Raw genomic sequence first — 2,971 nt, 5'->3', positions numbered from 1 at the left:
CACAGCGAATTATATAAAGAAAAGGAAAAACGATTTAAGCCTTCGGATAACCTATATAGTTCAGGAGATAATGGAGGAGATATCTATAATGACCTGGCTAATTTTACTAATTACGAATATTATATTGCTACAGGAGTATGTCCTAAGGCTCGGGATTTAGAGATGTACTTAAATTACTATTTTAAGGAGTATAGCTCAGGTATTCCTGCTAGTAGCACCTATAGAGGAGGATATCTGACTCCGGCATTATTTACAGATTTAGGAGGGAGTCACCCTACAGATGCAGCAGTAGAGATACGAACGAACCTTACAGCTTCCAATAAGACATTAGATATTCGTTTTTATCAAAACAATCAGGCAGTAGGTACTATTCCTATTAGTGTTAGTTTACCTGCAAGTTTTAGCAATACCTGGCAGAACTATGGAGCAGGCACCTGGCAGATCACTTCTGTAAAACAGATTTATTCGAGTTATGATGCCAGCAGTGAGCGTTTTCGTTATCAGGTATTGGCAGAGGTGACTATTGGAGGAACTACGACTCAGGAGATTGTTCTTAGTGGTCAGACCCAGGCACGTATTGCAGCGTGTAGTATCACAGAAGCTGATGGTGTTGGGGAGTATATAGGAGATGGTAGTGGTACAGATATTTCAGGCTGTAATAATACGACCCGTTTTGAGACAGCCCTTCGGGATGTGATGTATGAATTAGAACAACGGGGAACTCTAAACAATGGGAGTGTTTCTTTGAATAGTATGTCATCTTATTCGGGAAGTTATCTGGCTACATTTTTTGGAGCAGGAGCTGCTCTTTGGAAGGCAGATGGTAGGGGTACCTATGAGCTTACAGTTGGGGGAGTAACCAGATTAACGATGGAATTGGGTCAGGTATTAGATCCAGCCGTTATAGAGGTGATTACAGGGGCAAATGTTAACTATCTCTATAATGATAGGGGGCAGATAACCCAGCAACAGTTAAATATTACCTATAGAGAAGCGGATCATTTCCCTAAAGTAGCCACTGCCAGGTTATATGAATCCTGTGATGTAGTTACCGGAGTATGTCGACTGATTAATTTATTGTGTTGTGGGGATATTAATGATTTGGTGGGAGAAGATAACCAGGTGACTTGTGAGAAACAATTAAGCTGCCAGCAAAATGGAGTCACTGAAGCTTTTTTTGAGAATTCCTTACTTCAGATGATCAATCAGGGGGTTAGCAGGTATCCTGTAGGTCAGACATATCAGTTGATGAATACTCCTTTGGTAGCAAGTTTTAAGAATGACTTCGAATTACAAACCCGATTTCAGCATCAAATCAATATTTTATATGAAAATGTACTTGGTAATAGTTTTTCAAGAATTAAAATCCCACAAACAGAGATGCGGTATTATGCCGAGGAGAATTCCAGTGGTACCATTACTAAAAATAAAATTGAGTTTAAGTTTTCTGAGGGAGGAGATTCTAACTATGCGATCATTGGGATTGATTTAAAAAATGTAGATGAATATGGAAATTCTTATTGGTACCCCTATGATGCTAATGAAACGGTTATAAGAGTATCAGAAATTCAAGAGGTTTTATGTGTTGATATTCAGGAGGTAATTACAGGAGGTATTTCTTTTAATGGAAAAAAGGAATATTGGAATTCCGGGAGTTTATGTTCTGCTACAGAGCTACCCAGTCTTCCCCTAAACGGAGGTTATAAAGTAAAGGTTACTTTTAAGGATAAGTCGGGGGTTACCCATAGCCGATATGGGATGATGAAGTTAGATTTTAAGACTATCGAAGTTGAAACATGGTTATATGATCCCTGTAGTTTTTTTGAGGATATTACTCCCTGTTCCTATGCACATGTTGGAACAGATGAATTTGATCGTTTGTTTGGTCATGTAGTAGAAGATATTTTATTAGCAAACAGATCAAACATTATTTCACAGAATACAGTTTCTATAGAGAATGTGGATATAACGACCTTAGCCTCTTTCCAGAATTTAATGGTACAATATCCTGTAAAAGAGTATCTGGAATATTCGATATTTACAGCTAATGGTGCACCTGTTATAGATAAGTTTGATTATACCAATGCTACCTATACCATTACAAAAACTGCAGGCTCTTCAGTGAATTTTACTATTAAACTTAATGAATATTACCAGTTGTCTATTAGTTTTGTTTGGGATTTTAATATGAATTCCAGTTCATACTATAGATTTAAAACAATTGTACCTGTCATAGATCCTGATGGGTATAGAAAGAACGCTCAAATTTTGTATGAATATGAGTATAATGGGAATATATATGAAAGCTATCAGGAATGTGATATAACTTTTTTATCCGCTGTTAATTTTGATCTTCCTATCAGTGATACGAATAAAAAGGAGGTAGATAATTGTGTGTTTTTTAATGTTGAAGAGCTTCAGGGGGCAACTTCAGGGGGAGTAATACTTGCCTCTGGGAATACAATTCAGCTGGCAAGATCCACGACAATTCCGGATGAGACTATTCCTTGTGGCCCTACCGTTTGTATTCCTCCTGTAGTGGAACCACTAAGTTGTACAACGACCTATTCTGCATATACAGGGGTGATGAGTCGGATAGGGGATACGGAGGCAGAGGATATTGTTAGTGCAGAAGATTTTTGTCAGTACTCGTTGCAATACCTGGTAGCCGATTATGAGTATTACCTGACCAAATTAGGGATAGTATCGACACTAGATCTTTACTATCTGACCATCAGTGAATTTGGTGCTACAGCGTTTAACTACGGATATCCGGGGATGCGTAGGACTTATAAGGGGCGTCCTGCTGTTATTGATCTGTATCAGGCTCATGTGAGCAGCAGTGGCGATAGCGCCAAAAGCTGGACTGCTTTTACCACGGATTATCTGAATACCTCCGGGAATGAAGATATCTGTGTTCCCCGTCCGTTTTTCACCGATTTTACAGAAGTTACAGTGACGATTCCTGATA

At 38.6% G+C, this 2,971-nt stretch carries 1 protein-coding gene; it reads left to right on the top strand.

Annotated features, from left to right (window positions below):
- Positions 1-2,971: hypothetical protein (locus ACFSTE_RS12175; RefSeq protein WP_378298164.1), on the top strand; the 2,971-nt coding region annotated here is incomplete at both ends.

Source organism: Aquimarina hainanensis, from assembly GCF_042684685.1.
GTDB classification, from domain to species: domain Bacteria; phylum Bacteroidota; class Bacteroidia; order Flavobacteriales; family Flavobacteriaceae; genus Aquimarina; species Aquimarina hainanensis.
This window is presented reverse-complemented; position numbering and strand designations above follow the sequence as displayed.